A 17,259-nucleotide genomic window follows, 5' to 3' on the forward strand; every position below is an offset into this window, starting at 1 on the left:
CCTAACCTCCGAACACTTCTAGTGTTTTTTCTAACACTTGAACACAAATTGTTTCGCCTTCTTGTCCATTCCAATCGACCTGTGTAATGTCTCTGTCAAGGGCTAAAACTGTTATTTCGGATTTAATATAATCCAATATATCATTGAGAAAGGCATCAGCTTGAGAATTACCAACTTTAGAAGCCAATCTTTCGTAAAAGGACCGACAAAATTGTTGATAAACATAGTAACCAAAAAACCTTTCCAACATCTCGGTAAGGTTGTCAGGTTGAGCACACCCCTCTAATATTTGACCAATACCATCGATCCCTTCAGCCTCACTGAATACCTCATCCATAAGTTGAGAAAGGGCATTTCTAGCATCTACTTGATCAATAGTACTTGCATCTTCTCCGAAATAGTCAATAAGTGAAAGTACAATATCAGATGTGGTCTTACCTTTTAAATACTCTAGTCCCGTTTGCTTCAATGCTTCGTAGAGACCAACACGGTTAACTAATGAAAGAAAAGAACCTAAGTTTCTCGCTACGGCCTGTGCGCTTTTAGCACCCATGCCGCCGTTTCTTGCCACACCTTGTGACCCACCATTAGCACGAATAAACTGTCCCACTAATTGCTTGGAGTTATCAAAGCCTGGGCGACCTTCTTTAGCCAACCTCGAGACTTTCCCCTTCAAATCTCCCCATTGAGGAGTTGAAGGTGCATCATAACCTTTAGATGTGCCCATCCAGTCTCTACCTCTTTCTTTCAATAGGTTTTAAAGCTCGGCCGACTCTTGTCTCGGTCGATCTCAATTGTTTTAATACAGGTTCAAAATGCTCTCTCAGTTCCGATTTACTTATCAGTAAGGCTGTCAAATCATTACCAACAGCGGGTGGGATAGTATCCGCAGGCACATTTAATAATGTACGAGTGAGAACTTCAACACTTTCAACGATACCCTTTTCTATTAGTCCCCTTAATGCATCGTAACCAACTTTTTGGTCTGGATTCCTTTGGATATGCTTTTCAATCTGATTTAGCAGTAGAATGCGTTCGTCTGCGTTGAGCTTCAACGTAGAATCAACTGCGCGTCCCATTCTTCCAGCATTTGAAGAAAGTATGTCGTCAAGTATGGCCCTTACAAATGGTGGTATCATAGATACCCCGGATAAAGTTGAACTCAGCTTATCCCTCGCTACCCAGAAATAATCCCTCAAATCTATCTCACTCAGTAACGGTTCCATAGCGATCCAACGGCGCATAAAAGAAGAAGACCATTGTGAATCAATTTTTTTAACCTCTTCTTCAATATCGACATTACCATCAGGTGGTGCCAAAATCGCTTCAAACTGCTTTAACTCGCTAGACCTTCCTTCTTGTTTTGCCTGCCACTCGAATAAATCCATAAACTGCTTATAGTGTCCGTATTCAAGGACCATCAATTTTACCAGAACGTCATCCCGGATGCTTTGCAGTCCTGCAACTCTTGCTAATTCCTTTCTTAGAAAATAGGCATTTAAAAATCGCTTAACTTGCCTTGGATTTCCTTTAAGTCCTTCAGTAATGAGCGGAGCAATGCTGGAACTGAAAATCAAACTCTCACTTAGCGTAGCCGGAAGTTCGTTCTCGCCAAATGCTTCTTTCACGGCAGCGTATCCGAATACGGAATAACGATTCGCACACCTCTGATCCTCGCAAGCCTTGTGAACCTTACCAAGTAAAGTTTCATTTTCAATGTCCCTAGCACAGAACAATAGTGCCATATAGCTTTCCACCTCAGCCGGTGATAGCTTTGGCAGTCTATACGGAATTTGTATCAACTTTTCCAAGTAATCGGTTACAAGTCTCTCTGAAGCCTCGGTAGGGTCTCGCTCATCCTTGAATTTCATTTGCGAATACCTAACCTCGATTGCATGACGTACTATCCGAGGATCAGCTCCTATAACGAATGCTGTTCTTTCTACATTTAAAAATAATTTGATTGCTTCTAAATTTTCTATGATGCGTTCGTTCGAACACCTGTCTAAATCATCGATTAATACGACCAAGGATTCAATATTTGTTTCTTTAAGCAGCTTTTCGAAGTCCTGACGAAATGTTCGTACATCCATGGCGCTTGCTTCGCTTTTATCTTCCCTTATCATTTCCTCCCAATTAATCTCGGATTTTGATTTCCCTTCTTTTCCTGCCTCTTCATTGTCTTTTTTCGGCAGAATTGATTCAAATATTTTTTTACCAGAGCCCATTAAACTTGGTACAATACTTGCTCCGCCCGTTATATATGCTGCCAGTGCAGGCATACCAATTTCTTTTACACCAAACTTTGCTACACGCATCCAATTAACAGACTTTAGTAGTCCGGCAACTTTCTCTTTAATTATAGGTCCAAATCTCTTGTGCTCCCCAAGCTGTAATAAGATTGAGCTAAGCAACGCAGACTTTGCATCGTCATATCCTTCAAAAAGCCAACCATTGAAATATAAAACTGCGATTTTTTCATATTTCTCTTTTTCAGGTGAGTCTGGAGGATAATTTTCGGGATCTAAATCATGCTCTAACATTTTCATAATACTTGTTTTCCCACTACCCCAGTCCCCAAAAACTCCTAATGTAACAGGTAGTAACTTAGGATTGGTTACAACTGATCTTATTAAGTCGACATGGACTTTAAAACCCAATAAGTCCTGAGAAGTTTCATTATCTGACCACATTGCAGTGCACCTCTACATTTATTAGTATCGAGCGTCCTAATAGAGCTGAATAGTGTAACCCTTAATTCGTTAGTGAAACTCGTAACCACCAGGATGGTTATGGTAATCAATAAAAAACTGTATATTTGATTGAATGCTTACTATCCCAACATATTCATTTATGTAGGGACAGACATTTAATCAGTGATATTTATTTTATCTTCAGCTTGTTGCTGCCGTTCCAATTATTTGCGTCCGATTGAGCCATTATCTGATTGCCGATACCTTGCATTCTGATAAAATACTAAATAAGTTAATAGTCCCCCAATTATGGTACCGTAGAAACTGATCCAATTCATTATTAGTGGTTATGTAGATAATATGGATTGAAACAATAAATCCTACAATAAACGGTGATGAAATATTGGAATCCAGAAATAACGAAGCAATGTTTCGTTGCGATTGTTCAACAAATAATCCCCTACTTCACTATATATTAGGCAAAAGGTTGCCATCTGTATTTCTTTCTCCAATACAATACTCTAAGTCTTGTAGGGCTATATTCTGAACTTTAAAACTCTAACGTTATTACCATCTAAATTGATAATATCTTCAAAAAAATATCTGTTGGGTTTGAGCTTCTCAACCACAAAAGCCAAGCTATACTTTGCCCGCGTGACACCAACATAATATTTATCTGGAGCTTTCAATCGACTACTGGGATCTAACAAGAATGAATAAAGTGGTTTATTAGGGAATATTAAAACACGTTCCAAAGTCATCCCCTTGCTGACACCAAAATTTAGGGATGGATACCCTAAGGTTGGCGTCTTGATATCGTATTTTAAGATATTTGGTTTTAAGTGCTGAATATAAGCATGTACATCAGTTTGAAGAATCTGAAAAACCCCGATGTACGGTTCTTCGGCTTCTAATGCTCCAATAATCGGGTCCTCTGGGTATACCAAATTCGCAAAATTTGCTATATCAGAAACAAATCGTTTGGAGGTATTATTTTTAACAATGTTAATACGATGTGAATCTCTGCAAGTCTCAAGATAACTGAAAACATTCATACCACCTTTTTTTCTATCAGATTTCGGATTATGAGTCTTTAATGTCGCTTGTTTATAGTCACCAACACAATAAATTTTTATAGTTGAAAGGAATAGTAATTCGAGGAGTTCTATATCTTTCCCCACTAAATCCTGTAACTCATCGATATAGATGCATGCATATGTGTCCTCAAGTCTTTTTAATACAGCTCCATCGGATAATTTATTTAATAAAAGTGCAAACTCGGAAGCACGATTGGCTTTAACATCATTATTTCTATTTAAAAAATAAGATGTCGTATTTTTTTTCGCATAATCAACACCGTACATACTGGAAAAATCAAAAGATCTTATCTGGCTAATTTCCCCCAAAAAACTTCTCTGGTATGGTCTGATTAATTCTTTTAGAATGAATTGAAACCAGGTACTTATAACAACATTTTTATCGAGAACACCATTATTTTGTTTCGCATATTCTTTCTTTATAGAGTAAATACCTTTATGCGTGTAAGACAACATCAAAACTTTCTTAGTAGATTCCACAGTTAAAGACCTTGCATCATTACACATACCATATGTTTTACCAGAGCCGGCACAAGCAAGAACTAATGTATTATCGTATTGCATTTTTAATATACGTGGGATATTCGATACATTCATCTGAGTCAAATACCCTCAATCCCCATTCTGCTTTATTGTCAATCATGAAAGATTCTACTTCTACCACATTTTTATTAACCATCGAATTTCTTTTTGAAATAACCCTTTTAAACTTGTTGAAGACCTCTAATTCAGCCGAATTGACGGCTAAAATACTGGGTTCAATTGTGTGAAGCGATTCATTAGTTTCATAATGTATTTCTATCAAATCACTATGTTTCTCGGTGTACTCTTTATATTTATCAGAGATATTCCGCTGAACATTCCCATCATTGTCTGTAATAATTCGTAAGGGCTTCCTTACTAAAATGGCTAGGTCACAATATCTTTTAAATGCTAATGAATCCACTGTAATGACATCTATTCCATTTTCAATTGGCAACTTTCCATGAACATCCTTGTAAGCGCGTTGAACAATTAATTCATCAGTCGGCCCCTCAACCAATATCACCTTATCTGCCAATAAAAAACGGACAGTACCGTAACCAGGCAACTTTTTAAAAAAGTTCATAGTATCAGGGTCTACAGCATCTAATTGACTTATATTTCCTTTATACAGAAGGGTTATGTTTTTCAGTCCTAATTTGTTCGCTACATAACTACTGTGAGTTGAAATAAAGACCTGTTTATTCTCGTCTTGATTTATTTTTGATATTAGGCGTGACATATTCCCAAACGCTAAGTTATTTTCAGGCTCCTCAAACAGTATTACATTAGATTTCTCTGTATCTTGTTTGAATACTAATTCCATTTTAATTAAGTTCTGAGTACCAAACCCCATATCCTCAAAGGGAATATTCTCAACGTCAATTGAGACCTCATTCATCCAAGATTCCAGCGCTTCTTCACGCATACCAAACTTAATCGTTTTATCGTCAAGTTTTTCTTCTACTGCCAACCTTTCATTAAGGGCTAATACGTTTGGATTGTTATTGAATTCGTGTTTCATTTTCTTATACGCCCTAGCTAGATGTACTTTTTCATCCTCAGATAAATTGTTAGTAATTCGTGAATTGATAAACTTGTTTACTGCTGAGTCATAATCTTTTTGTGTAGTGTCGATCAGTGAAACCTTCACTGGAAACGTCCTAAAAACAATTGGGTTGTCACCAAAATCTCTCCAACTGATTTTATAAAATTCAACCGGTATATCATAAATTTCCCCGTTTTTTAACATGGCCTGAAATGCTTTTGCAAAATCGGGGTTAAACTCTACAGTCATACGAATGCCCGGGCAGTCTTCTCCAAGCTCGTTATTTGTTCCTTTATATTCAGTGTTATTACCATCATTCTCAAAATAGGCTTCTGCGATAATAGAAGGCAGTTCTTCGATTGGTTTAGAGGGATCGGCAATAGTTTCTTTAAAAATAGAACGAGTTGCATAGTTAAAATAGGAGGCTTTTAATTGGCGTTCAAACGATAAATTATTTATTCTTCCACTTAAAAGCACTTGAATTATCTCAAGCAGGGTACTTTTCCCAGAGTCATTATCGCCGACAAAAATATTGCAACCACTGTTCAGTTTTATCCACACACCTGTATACATTCGATAATTCTTAATATATAGTTTATTTATTTTCACAATACATTCTCCTCAAATTTGTCTGTACAACCATTTTTTATTTATATTAATCCTTCTACGAGTCACATGTTTATATCTTCAACAGACAGTTTATTGATATCAATTAATTGGGAAAAACAAGCCTTTCACTTCAGTTGGCATATTGTGAGGATTGAAAATCAAAGCTAGGTTATTTGGATGCCTCTATGTTACGGAGTCATCTATGTGTCCACAACTTATGCGAAATCCCTTTCAAATCCACAGGTTTAATATCAAATTTATTATATCATTTAAAATAGAATTCTAGAGAGATACAGCTTCATTTATAATTAACTGCATCCCATTGTTCATTAATTTCTTTCAATTTTTCCCTAAGTACATGTTTAAATTCATCCGTTATCCCTCGATAAGACCTTCGATATGCTTGAATTGATTCTATTGTTACCTCTCCATAATTATAGTAAGTTTTGAGTTGCCAGACTAATGCCGGTAAATGTCTTATTTGATACTGTTCCTTGGTTTCAGCACATTCTATAAGTGCCTGATTGCTATTTGGCAAATGTTGTATGTAATTTTTCAGTCTACCGTTTTCATTCTTGGAAAGAGCTGACATTATTGTATATCTTCTCACCTGCGTACTAGGATTTGATAGTTTCAATTGCTGGGCCACTTCCTTGACTCTTATTGCCAATGCTTCATCTACTTCTTTCCAGTCAAACCTTTTAATTGATTTAGAAGGAGGAAGATGCTGTTCGAACCAAATAGAATCATTACGCTTCAACCACATATATGCTGTCCTACACTTTAAACTAAGTTGATACCTATTAAGTTTTGGATAATCATTTAATACTTGCTGTAATGCCCTGCGATATATCTTTTTCTTAAAATTATCTTGGTTAATTTCAATGGTAGCAGCCACTTCATTGTAGGTACTTAACACTCCTGTTTTTTGTTGTTTTAAGTATTCTTTTCCCACTCTTTTAACATAGTCCACAGAACAATATAGTTTTTCAGCAATTTCTTTGTATGGTCTTCTTTCCTCTAAAAATTGGATCACTAGATCTTCTTTTTCATTTGAATATATAATTTTCTTATGCTTTTTTTCCTTTGCCACTGTTCTCAATTTCCACTCTATAACATAACCAACTTGACAGTCCTCACACATAAATGTACAACTCACTCTACCGAATCCTTTGTCTACACGATTGCATCTATGTATTGTCGTTTTCTTATAACTAGGACAATGTTTATTTTCACAACTCCATGGACCTGTTCCAAAAGGGATTTCACAGGAATACGGAATTCCTATTAAAATGAAATTCTCCAATGAGCCCGCTAAAAATCGAATGATCAGGAGAATCAGAGGGAGATTGATAACCATGAGATCACCCCAAAAGACCCTCTCTAACGTATTCCGTTGAGTAATATGTTCAACATCTATTCCTAATCGTGTAAACTGTTCAGGTGTATAGGCAACAGTAAAATCTCTAATGAATAATTTTCGTCTAATACGTTTACCTTCGAACTCCAGATATCCTCTTGAACTGAGGTATTCTAAATACCTTTGTTTAATTAACCAAACTCTTATACTATTTGAATTACTGATTAAAAAGTGTAGATCTTGATACAAGTTTTTCTCAAATACATCATCATCGTCATTATTATTTCTATACTCTATCCTGTGTCCATTTTTGCACTTACCAGTTACTGATGAATACTTTAGCTCCACACCACAGTCGTTACAATGTGAAATCAATTTTACTGAGTGCTTATTACAATAGTAAATAAATGCAATTTGATGCTCACGATGAATATACGAACAACCATAATTACTCATATCTTCTTTCATACAACTGGGACAGTATTTAATAAGATCAGAGACACTCTTCCCATATTTATTACCAACCAATTTTCCAACGCAACTTTCTGCTAACCCTCCACCATAATAAATATCATTTAGAACCTCTTCCTTACGTCTTTCAGAAATAAAAGGAAGAAGTAATGGTAGAAGCGTGTAATTGTTAATGATTGATTTAACAGTGAACTTGTAAGACAAAGGCAGTTTTCTTAACATTACTTCAAGCCCTCTAGGGAAGACTGTAAATTCTGTTTTTGAGTCAAACAACTCTTTATTCGTGTCTGTTAGCTCTGGATTAAGTGAACAAAGATGATAACGATATAGTATGCTTCTAAAGTCTTCATTAGGTAATGGTGTTGGAAAATACCCAATAGAAATCACACTATTATCCTCCTTCATTAACTTCTAAGAAACTGTCCTTACCATTAATTAACTTAAAGAACCTTATTTCCACTCGTTTTCGAAGTGGCTTATTAATTCCTGCAACCTTTAACAATCTCCACCCCTGAATCTTAAGATTATTACTACTGATTTCTTCAGCAGCCCATTCTAAACGACGTATTTGAAATTGTTCAGTGGTTTCAATCTGTGTATCTAAATACGACTTGGTTTCTGGTAATTTATTTAGACATTTATCCAGTGCTACAGGGACAACCCTGTTAATATTTCTTATCACTGCTGCCATTGTAACCCGTTGAGGTGGAATTACATTCTTAATCATAAAAACTGCCTGTTTAATATCATGTAGAAATCTTTTATCTCTCTCTTGCCAATCTATAATTGAACTTCGCTTAAAAGATTCTCTTCTGTTATCGGAAATAACCTGGAGTAACCATGTTCGATCATGACGATATAACCATAAGTAGTCTCTAGCGTTCAAATTCCGAATAGGAATATTATTAAGGTTTGCTTCCTTGACGGAGACCATAAACCGTTCCCGACGAGTTGATAACTCCTGCTTTGTGTCTATCTTTTCTTTATTGGTGGACATAAGTACCAGTTGATCGTACTTTCTTTTCACCGTACCTGGATCCACACCTAATAAAGAAGCCTTTGCCCGCAAAGACATATTCTGTCTATATAGCTGATTAAATTTTATATTCCATACATGTCCAAATTGTTTGATTCTACCAATTCTAACTATATCCTTATGCGTTTTATCTGGCCCACTTCTTGAATAAATAAACCCACAAGAACAGCTGAATGTCCCAATTGGCAGTCCCGTTTTCGAGCACCTCGTTACTGTGCAATGATCAATTATTAGCTCTCCATAATGCTCGGCTATTTTGTTCAAACAAGGCCATGGTCCTTTTCCGAAAGGTAGTTTAGCTTTAGGTAGCTGCTCAGTTATTTCTAAATCCAAAAATTTGTGCATAAGCAGATGCCTCAAAGGATGGAAGATCTCGTGTTGTCCTCGCAACATTTTATGGAACCATGAATCACTCGAATCTATCGTGCAGTTTAAATATTGCAGAAAGCCTTCAGTGTAAAATTCATAAAAACCATGAATGAGTTTTACAAACCGAAATCTCCCGCCGGGTGTAATATATCGCCTACTACTGAGCATTGTTGTATAACTTTTTAAGGGTTCCATACCTATTTTTTGTAAACTCATCAATCTTGCTGACTGTTCTGAGATCATCAGCAAATGATCCCAATAATTTAAGTTAATTTTTATATCCCTATATTGATCTATATCCAACTTTACTAAAGGAACAAACTCAAATTGTCGTTCCCGGGTAGTAAAAAATATCTCCGTTTCAGTTAGCGGGCATTTATGTATATGACAGATGTATACTCCTGGTAATTGATGTGAACGATGCCAATAAGGCTCGTTAAATTGTAAAATATTCTCTTTATAGCAAACTTTGCAGAACTTTAAGTATCTCGGTGACTTAATTAGGCTTGCAGACAATCCTAACGTAACATGAACTTCTCCACACAAGGAGCTTCCTGACATTAGGTTGTATATGTCTACAGCTTTTCTTTCCGTTAAAAAAGCAGTGTAATATGGGTAAATTGTATGTTTTCGGATTAATGTATCTATCGAGTAATGTTCTCTCAATCTTTGAGATAATTGTTTCAAACTACTTGGAAGATCTACTGTTGCACTTGAGGATTTATCACCAAATAAATCATTAATCGTTTGTTTCTGTGATGAATTACCGGATATCAAATGGTATCTAGCAATTCCGCTATACAGCAACTCATCTTGAAATAACACAGGAAAATGGGATAGCAATAGAATCTTTCCTTCCCAATAGTACTTTGCAATTTATTACGTGACCCTATATTTTTATTTGATTAATTTGTTCAGTTCATCTTCAGTAGGTATACTCCCCATTTCGACTAATTTTTTGTAGATAGTATCACCTTTATCTGTCTTGTTCTGAACTGCATTTCTTAAATCACCTTCATCTCGGACAGCAGAGGTTTTTTTCTTTCTCGTTTTACGTTCTGAGCTACTACTTTTTATTTCAGTTGAATAAGCTGCATTCGCTTCTCCAGTATTATTACTAATTTCACGTACTACCTGTTTTCGCAACTCTACAAAATCGCAATCCACCTCGTTATTTTGTAATATCCTTCGGGCAATCTCATCGGCTACGTCTGAATTGGCACCAAAGTCGATTGCCGTTTTGACCAATTCAATGTAATTTTTTTGGTCTAGTTCCACTTTTTCGTGGCGAATCATCTTTGTTCTGATTTCACCTTGCATATTGATCTTTTCAGTAGACTTTTGCAAGAACTGATCTAGCTCACCCCATTTCGGATAAAGATCGTCAACAAGGGCATAAATATTTGGATCTTTACGTTTCAATGCTTTAAGGAGTGGTTGAACTAACTGCATATGACGATCTGCTACATACTTTAGCAAACTTAAGGTTATTTTTTCTTCACCTTCCTCATTCCCTATTGCTTCCCATTGAACTAGCATATAAAGCTTAACTGCAATATCTATTATTCCTTGTGAAAGTTCATACATCATTTTTCTGATAGGTGGAGTTAAAGGAGTTTTTATCGCAGTCCATTGATAGCCCCATAGATTTTCAATAAAGTAATCCCATTCCTCTCCTTCTGTTAACCTGTCCATTATCAAATCACCTTGTCCAGTGCTTCTACGTGCTTGACTAAACGAACCTGAAAGTAGCTTCATAGCCTTAAATGTCCCAATTAAGACTACCGGTACCCCTATTGTATTAATCAATTGGGTGAAGTAATTGAGCATTTTCTCAGCTCCACCACTTTTCATAAAACTTAGATTTTGAATCTCATCGATTACTAGTGTCCCTAGTCCATGAAGTGTAGCTATATGGGCCATTACCGGAATTAATATATCTACAGAAGAGCCTTTAGAGACGAATTTTTGAAAATAATTTGTACCTAAATGGGAATCAACTGCTTGTAGGAAGTTTAAACATAGGCCTTTTAATGATCCGTCAAACGGACAGTTCAACTTGAGCCACACAAGTTGTTTTCGTAAGAACGGTTGATCATTATATGTTGTGTGGTGGATAACTTGTGGATACAAAAGTAGTGTACTTTCGATAGCGGTTGTTTTCCCTTGGCCACTGACTCCGAGAATAGCGAAACCAGCAGCTGTGGATCTGACACCAGCTAAATTTAATCCTTCCTCATCAATTCCAGCATGAAGGATATTCTTAAATCCAATGTGATACTGCCTTACACTTTCAGCGGCAAATGGATTTCTCGCCTTATAACCGTGGCGAATTAACCTGGATAAACGTTGCTCAACTAATAAATGTGCCTGTAGTGGCTCAACGTAATCTGAAATCTGTTGAACAAGATGCAATCTAGTTAGCTTCCCGAGTTTACGTTGCTCATCGTGGTAACTTGGATACTTTCCAATATTTGCAGCCACATAGACTTCTTCAAATATTGGAGGTAGCGCCTCAATAAATGGATTATCCTTATACCCTAGAATCTCTTGAGTTATATATTTTGCTTCAACTTGTCGCCCTATTAGACTCGGTGTATACTGATACATTGACTCAAACTGAACTCTCTTAGCCATTTTTATTCCTACCTTCTTTAACACTTGAGAGTAAGCCAAGTTTTGAAATAGGTTTATAGGTTTCTATAAGAGATATTGCATTGTCCGTTTCTTTTTGACTTTCTTCTGAAGAATATGCCATATTCCCAAGTTCATAGCTTTGTTTCTTACGTAACTGATCACGAGTTTCCCTTTTATTCTCTCGAATACCTTTTTTTCTTTCTGTTTTGGTCAATGAGAAATCACGTTGTTTCTCCATTCGTTGTTCTGCTCTTAGTTTGATATCCTCTAGCTTCGCACTCAACTCAACTTCCTTTTGAAGTTGAATGAAATCTTTATACATAGCTTGATTAAGTTTCGCCTCATGTCGAAGCTCTTTTACTTCTTCTAGGCTTAAATCGGTGTATCGAGAAGATTTATCAAGCAAATTACATTTGATATAACTTTTACTATCTTTTGACTTAACATATATATGGTTCATACAACGCCGATCATACGCAATCACGGTTTTAATAGATTTCCCTTGTACAAACCATCCCTGTTGAATAAGTTCATCACATCCGTAGTACATACCCTCAAAAAAAACACCTTCTCGACTAGCCTTTACCTTCGCTTCAGGTAAAACATTTAACCTCACTATATCCGGATGTACTTCTTTGAGGTAATGGTCATGTGCCATCCCCCAAAACCATAACTCTCTTGCAATCGGCTTAATATTATCCCGTACCATAGCTTTATCCAGAGGGTAATATTCCATGTAATGATAATTATTTCGGTGAAGAATCGTTTCGATAATCATTTTTGTAAAATCCTTAAGCGTCAATTTCGCATCGAGTACATAATCAGGACCGCCGCGTTTAATATACTCTTTTTTAACTGCACCTGGCATCCATGGTTGAACCGTTACATTCAGCGTACGAAATTGTTGTTCTACTATGCCTTTCAGATCGGCTCGATAAGGAGGTGCGTTTTTGAGTTTAACACCCAATGCTCTTCCTAAAGAGTCAGCATATTTACTCTCCATCTCACCTCGGTCTGCATAAAATGTTTCTGGCATATGATGGCATGGCCAATCTTCTTCCTCAATCGAAATACCATAATCTGCACAAAACTCAACTTTATTTACTACTGTATTTTCAATAGCCATCATCAAACCCTGCCAGGAAGGTCCTTCAAAACCTATATATAGACCGACTACCATATGCGTCCACACATCAACGACGATATAAACTACAGGTCTCCCAATAATTAGGTTGGGATTATCTGAATTAACAAGATAAACATCTGCAACAGTTGAGTCTACCTGAAATATTTGTCCTGGTCCGCTAGCCTTTCTCGTTTCTGAGCCAAGCAGCGGTCTAAAGTCACGCTCAAAGGTAACATCGCCCTCACGTGCAACTAGTGTTTCACGATTGGTGTATTGGGTTCGAATGTAGTATCTTAACTGAGCAATACTTGGAACCTTGTGTCCGGGAGGGATGATCGGAATCTCTTTCCCTGATTTTATTTCGACTCCTATATTGAAACGCTTCTTTAGCATCTCGATGTATGTAAATCTCACAGAATCCCTTCGATTTACTTTTAGATAGACCGACTGAATAAATTCATCAAATATTTTTCTTATCCCCTCGTTTACAGAAACTCCAGCATTCTCGGGATTAATTTCAACTGTGATCCTAGGCCTTCCCATTTTCTTTGTAGGATTTTTTCTCTTCCCTTTTCCCCCACACTTTCGAAACCTAGGGAGCAGAGCATTCTCTACCTTTCCCCCTTTCCAGTAATATCGGAGGTATTTGTAAATGTATTTTTTTGTTTTGCCTGTCTTAGCACATACCTCCTTTATTAATTGATATCTCTCTTTGGGATCATATATGTTTGGCTCCAACTCAACTATATCTTTGATGCATTTCCAAGCATTCTCTCTGATTTTAATCTCATTTACTGTCAGCTTGTCTTCAGGAACCATAAAGGTTGAGAAAGGTTCATACTCTAGTTTAAGTACTTTCCCTTCTTTTATTTCTTCTTCTAATACCGACAATTCTTTACGTGTTGGAAGAGCATTTTCATTGATTATTGAGATAGTAATGACTATGTCTTCCTTTCGATTTATCCAAAGTACCCTTTCACACTCTAACAATGTTTCATCCCTTTTATACTCAAAAAGATTATTAACAAATACATTCATAATCTCTCACCTTCCACTGAAAATAAGTTTCGTTCAATTTTGAGTGGCTCCAATGTAGGGTTAATTCTTTTAGTCATATCAACCAACCATATACGATTGGCAATTAAATACTTTACTATATGGATACACGTTCCAGGTTCTAACTCCAATTGTTGATCAAAATAATGTGTTGTTTTAGCAAGAGGTCTTTCTGCCTTCTTAATGTCTTCGAAAAGCAATGGAGTTACCAGATCAATCAATGCTGGAGTTATTTGTCTAAATCCTTCAATACTGCGTGCAGAATGAATCCATTTAACATTCCTAACTAGCTCATAATTTATCTGTTTCTCAGTAATTAATCTCCAAGTAACACCTGCATCCTTGAAAAAACATCTCTCAATCTCCAATTTTTCTAATACTCGCTTGTTAATTTTTGAAATCGGCTTAATCGAATGCGCGATATATTCTACACCACTCTCTCCTTTCACTGTTAACATCATATCGGTTGTCATAACTATCGGGTGTTTTGTCTTTGGATCAATCGGATGCTTTATTCCTAATTTTTCTGCTATGAACAGTGTCTTCTCTAATGGTAAAAGCGGAAATTGTTCTCGGATGTCTATAACACTGCTAGACCACTCTAACTGGTAATGATGGGCCAACTCAAAATGTTCAGATAAATAATGGTGTAGCCTACCACTCTTCCAACCAAAAATTCTTGTGACTACACCCTTAGAAGGGACATCATGAATAGTTAACCATGGTTTATATTCCGAGAAGTGTCCTGTCCCTCTACCTTCCTTAAGCCTTCTTTCAATTACCGACAATGTTGTCGAGCGAATTCTTTTAGCCATATCTGTACAATTCTTTCTATAAAATTTTTGAGTCCTTATTCATTGATGTAATTTTTTCAAGTTTATTAGTATACTCTTGCTTAATAACATTGATACCCAATATTTTTCTTAATATACAAAATAATATTGCTAAATCGATATTTTGTTTTGTACATCAAAGTTGCACTAACTTTAATTGTGTAATTTTTACTCCAACAAATTTGTTGTTATTCCAATAAGGTAGATTATGAGTTTTTCTTGGCTTGATTGTAAAAGATTTAAATTGAGGGTGTCTAAAAACATAATGTTGAAAATAATTTGCAGATTAAGAATATCATGTAGCTTTAAAATAAAGTTTGATAATTTAAAACAAATATTGATAATATCAAGAACTTTTAATGCTATAGGTGGGGCGATGTTAAGCTAACGAACAGGATAGTTTGAGATCATTTGCGTTGAACCCTATCATAAGTAACGGCGAAAAATAGGGAGTGTGCAGACACTCCCTTTGTGCTAACATTGTTTGTTATCAAATGTCTACTTCACAATAATCCAATAAGGCGAACGAACAAAATGCTTATTTTCGGAGCGAGGCATTATATCGGTGAGTGTATACAAACCATGTAATGCTTGCTGTTAATAATGCCGACGAAATCAAAGCTGTAAGAACACTATATGTTTGCCAAATAAGTATCGTTGACCAATCTAATGCATAGCACATTATACACAGGGCAATCGTAGCAATCAGCAAAATAGCTGTTACGATTATTCGCTTTTTTGTCATTGGCTGCCGCTCATTCGTTTTCCTTCTGCGTAATCCTAAGAGAAAGAACAGAACGGCCAATAGGCAAAGAATAATTGTGGTAGACGATAAAATGATGTCCAAAAGCTGTGTGCCGCTTATTTCATATGACTGCGTTAGATTGCCGTCTAATATATCTTTGACTTTTAGTACCATGCTTCTATTGATATTTGCGCCGTTGGTCAGCAAGCAGACGGCTGTTCGTTCAATTGGCATTATGACCACTTCGGTTCCGAAATTGGGATTGCCCCCTGGGTGCTCTATAATCGTTTGGTTGGCGTTTACCGACCAGCCCGCCGCATAATACATTTCGTTGACAGCCGGAACAGACATATCACCCTGATGTGATTTTTCGATAACCGTATGGAATATTTCGGGTATGTCCTGCACAATACCCATCTGTATGCCCATCCAACGCGCCATATCTTTTGTAGAAGAAATGATGTAGCCTGCGGGTTTATTCCCGGAATAATCCGGCGCGTTATATGGAGTTGTCATAAAAAAGGAAGAACGGTAGCCCTGTGCCAACTGTCCGGTGGCTTGAGCATCTTCTTTATAAACATACGTCTGGTGAAGACCTAACGGCTGAAATACTTGTTCCCTCATAAAGTCTTCATAGCTTTGTCCCGACACAATCTCAATAACCAAACCCAATACGTCATAATTAACGGTTCCATAGTTATACTGTTCACCGGGAGGGAACGCCAACTCAGCATCTACCAGCATTTCCACAGTCTTTTGCAGCATATCTGGCGTATTGCCTTGTGGAATATTTTGAGTATGCCTACCATTTGTTAGGCCGCTAGTATGGTGAAGAAAGTTATTTAGTGTAAGGCTTTGCACATCAACAGGTTTCCCTTGATACTTTAACGTAAACCAAGGTAAATATTTTTGGACAGTGTCAGTCGTTGACAGCAGCCCTTGCTCTTCCAAGAGCAGAATACCCATGCCGGTAAAAGCTTTACTGACCGAGGCCAACTCATATAGTGTATTTTCACTTGCAGACAACCCACTTTCACGGTCTGCATACCCGGAAGAAAAGTAGAACACTTCATCATCAGCAAGTATTGAGATTGACATTCCCGGCACACCTGATATACGACAGGCATCATCCAGCAACGCTTGTATTGCCGCAGATTGCGTATCTGACAACGACGCATAACTTTGTGTTGCGAATCCTGAGAATAATAAAAGTATCGTTAATACAAAAACAATAGTCTTTTTCATAAACTCTCCATTTCGAAAAAATTATGCGAGGATAATATAAACAACCCGTAGTACGCCTTATCCGCCAAATGTGTCATTTCACTATATTTAATACTAGATGTTCAATGATCAGATTACTATTGTAAACTTCACACTCTTATGGATATTATTTTTAGGAACACAAAAAGACCCATCTGCTTCATCAGCAGAAGGGTCAATTGTCTGAAAGTAATCCTCAACATATATACCTTGTTCATTAATTTATTATCCATCATCTAATCGATACATTCATTAGTATTGCTAAACTTGAGTAAATTTTGGTGCGATTTTGCAGAAAAAAACGCAGGTTGACCATTAGAATTGCACCGGTAATTAATTAAGCTAACGGGACACGTTAGAATTCCTGTAAAACGAATAATTTAGAGTTTGAACA

10 protein-coding genes are annotated in these 17,259 nt (G+C 36.6%); all 10 read right to left on the minus strand.

The annotated features are described in order from the left end of the window. Window position 1: 1 nt before the first annotated feature. Window positions 2-727, minus strand: coding sequence for a Qat anti-phage system associated protein QatB (locus LM917_RS22860; protein ID WP_232700021.1), 726 nt, complete (start codon window positions 725-727; stop codon window positions 2-4). A 7-nt stretch (window positions 728-734) separates the two neighbouring features. Then, window positions 735-2,693 (minus strand): KAP family P-loop NTPase fold protein, encoded by a 1,959-nt coding sequence (locus tag LM917_RS22865; RefSeq protein ID WP_232700022.1) that lies wholly within the window; start codon window positions 2,691-2,693, stop codon window positions 735-737. A 536-nt stretch (window positions 2,694-3,229) separates the two neighbouring features. Further along, the gene (locus LM917_RS22870) at window positions 3,230-4,387 is read right to left on the minus strand and encodes a UvrD-helicase domain-containing protein (protein ID WP_232700023.1); all 1,158 of its coding nucleotides are present in this window, start codon (window positions 4,385-4,387) and stop codon (window positions 3,230-3,232) included. After that, entirely contained in the window at window positions 4,341-5,969 is a 1,629-nt protein-coding gene (locus LM917_RS22875) for an ATP-dependent nuclease (RefSeq protein ID WP_232700024.1), read from the minus strand. The genes LM917_RS22870 and LM917_RS22875 overlap by 47 nt, the downstream gene beginning before the upstream one ends. 298 nt (window positions 5,970-6,267) lie before the next feature. After that, window positions 6,268-8,187: a TnsD family Tn7-like transposition protein gene (locus tag LM917_RS22880; RefSeq protein WP_232700025.1), complete on the minus strand. Its 1,920-nt coding sequence runs from the start codon at window positions 8,185-8,187 to the stop codon at window positions 6,268-6,270. 4 nt (window positions 8,188-8,191) lie between these two features. Beyond that, a complete protein-coding gene (locus LM917_RS22885; protein ID WP_232700026.1) occupies window positions 8,192-10,048 on the minus strand; it encodes a TnsD family Tn7-like transposition protein in 1,857 nt (618 codons plus the stop codon). Between the two features lie 54 nt (window positions 10,049-10,102). Beyond that, a complete protein-coding gene (locus LM917_RS22890; protein ID WP_232700027.1) occupies window positions 10,103-11,842 on the minus strand; it encodes an ATP-binding protein in 1,740 nt (579 codons plus the stop codon). After that, window positions 11,835-14,006, minus strand: coding sequence for a TnsB C-terminal domain-containing protein (locus tag LM917_RS22895; RefSeq protein ID WP_232700028.1), 2,172 nt, complete (start codon window positions 14,004-14,006; stop codon window positions 11,835-11,837). Before LM917_RS22895 ends, LM917_RS22890 begins: the two co-directional genes overlap by 8 nt. Then, complete coding sequence (locus LM917_RS22900; protein ID WP_232700029.1) at window positions 14,003-14,839, minus strand: TnsA endonuclease N-terminal domain-containing protein; 837 nt, start codon at window positions 14,837-14,839, stop codon at window positions 14,003-14,005. The genes LM917_RS22895 and LM917_RS22900 overlap by 4 nt, the downstream gene beginning before the upstream one ends. Window positions 14,840-15,395: 556 nt before the next feature. Beyond that, entirely contained in the window at window positions 15,396-16,847 is a 1,452-nt protein-coding gene (locus LM917_RS22905; protein ID WP_232700030.1) for a serine hydrolase domain-containing protein, read from the minus strand. Between the last annotated feature and the right edge of the window lie 412 nt (window positions 16,848-17,259).

Source organism: Brevibacillus daliensis (genome assembly GCF_021245735.1).
In the GTDB taxonomy this organism is placed as follows: Bacteria; Bacillota; Bacilli; order Brevibacillales; family Brevibacillaceae; genus Brevibacillus_B; species Brevibacillus_B daliensis.